Below are 1,565 nucleotides of genomic sequence, written 5' to 3' on the forward strand. Positions count from 1 at the left end.
ACCACCCTCACTTTCCATCAAAAAATCCTAGAGACACCAGCTTTTATTGAGGGTCAGGTCTATACCAATTTTGTCGAGAAGGAGATGATGACCTGAACAGCAGAAGGCAGAAGGCAGAGGGCAGAAGTAGGAAGAAAGACAAAAGTAAGTCCTTGGTAATTAGCGATAGCGCTACGCGCACGCTACGCGAACGCATCTTAGTTTTACTTTTTTCTGTTAATACACATCTTGTCTATCTTGTCAATGGGTAAGTCCTCATAGCAGAACTTTTCTTCAATTCCCCTCCCATAACCGTAAAGTAAATCAGTGTACTACATTTAAGTCTTTTAAATCTCTGTGACTCCAGCCCGGTCAGTATTTTCACGTTCGTTTTTGTCCCAAAGGGAGGGGAATTACATGGTAATAGCCAACTATTTATAGTTAATTAAATAGTCAAGCAGTATAAACTTATTAAAGTTTTTATTAAATAAAGTTTAAATGGAATTAAAATCAATTACTTCTGTTATAAAATAATTATTGAAAAAATGCTGATTTTACTAGGGAAGTATAAAAATGTTGAGTGAACTATTGAATAAAAAACATACCAAGAATTTTTGGGTATACGATGCAGACAAGAATGGATATGTGGACAAAGCCGACTTAGAGCGATGCGCTCTTAATCTGGCTTTGCTACGAGGTTTGGAACCGGGAATGCCAGAATTTGAAGATATTAGTGCAAAATATGCGGCAATTTGGCAAAAATTTTGGCAGCCTGCCGATCTCAATGGTGACGGAAAAGTAGAATTGGAAGAGTATCTGACGGTGGCCGAAAAATCGATTGCTAATTTCCCTAATTCAGCAGAACTTCAAGAAGCTCATGATGCTAAAGCAAGCATTATCTTTAGCATCTTGGATACGGATAGTAATGGTACAATTAGTCTGGCTGAATACAAAGAGTTTTGTAAAGCAGTACAGCTCGACGAAGATATTGCTGAAGTAGCTTTTGCCAAGTTAAATCAGAATGGAGATGGAGTTATCTCTAGTGAGGAATACTTAGAAAGAAGCAAGGAATTTCATACAAGTGATGATCCTAATACACCTGGTAACTGGCTTTACGGCTCCTATGAATAATCCCAATGTCAGGACTGGTTTTTCCATCTAGCTGAAACTCAGTAGAGTTGAGACCGCTGAAGGTAATCCTTCACACCCCCCTTGAAATTTTTCCTGGAACCTTGAACTTTCCTAAAACCATTGGGGCTAAGTGAATGGTTAACCATTACCCCTGTAACCTTCAACCTTGGCCAAAAGGCCACGCTACGCGAACAACCAAACAACCTGCAACCTTCAACCTGCAACCTGCAACCTTCAACCTTCAACCTTGGCCAAAAGGCCACGCTACGCGAACAACCTCCAACCTGTAACCTCCAACCTGTAACCTCCAACCTTCAACCTCCAACCTTCTAGATCATCATCCTCAGGATTCCCTGCTGACCTAAAAGAATTTCCCGCAGCAGGCTGAAAATCCCTACCCAAATAATTGGGCTAATATCAACCCCACCAATGGGAGGCACAATTTTGCGCATTGG

The 1,565-nt window shown here is 40.6% G+C and carries 3 protein-coding genes; 2 read left to right on the forward strand and 1 reads right to left on the reverse strand.

Annotated features, from left to right (window positions below):
• The first annotated feature begins 552 nt into the window (after nt 1–552).
• Together F6K38_RS41555 and F6K38_RS41560 are read left to right on the forward strand one after the other, a co-directional pair.
• Complete coding sequence (locus tag F6K38_RS41555) at nt 553–1,110, forward strand: EF-hand domain-containing protein (protein ID WP_008186607.1); 558 nt, start codon at nt 553–555, stop codon at nt 1,108–1,110.
• Between the two features lie 120 nt (nt 1,111–1,230).
• Nucleotides 1,231–1,443, forward strand: coding sequence for a hypothetical protein (locus F6K38_RS41560; RefSeq protein ID WP_044493872.1), 213 nt, complete (start codon nt 1,231–1,233; stop codon nt 1,441–1,443).
• Here F6K38_RS41560 and F6K38_RS41565 read toward each other — a convergent pair.
• Nucleotides 1,440–1,565: YggT family protein (locus F6K38_RS41565; protein ID WP_287360676.1), on the reverse strand; the 126-nt coding region annotated here is incomplete at its 5' end. The two genes, F6K38_RS41560 and F6K38_RS41565, sit on opposite strands and share 4 nt — an antisense overlap.

Origin of the sequence: Moorena sp. SIO3B2, assembly GCF_010692525.1 — a bacterium.
GTDB classification, from domain to species: domain Bacteria; phylum Cyanobacteriota; class Cyanobacteriia; order Cyanobacteriales; family Coleofasciculaceae; genus Moorena; species Moorena producens.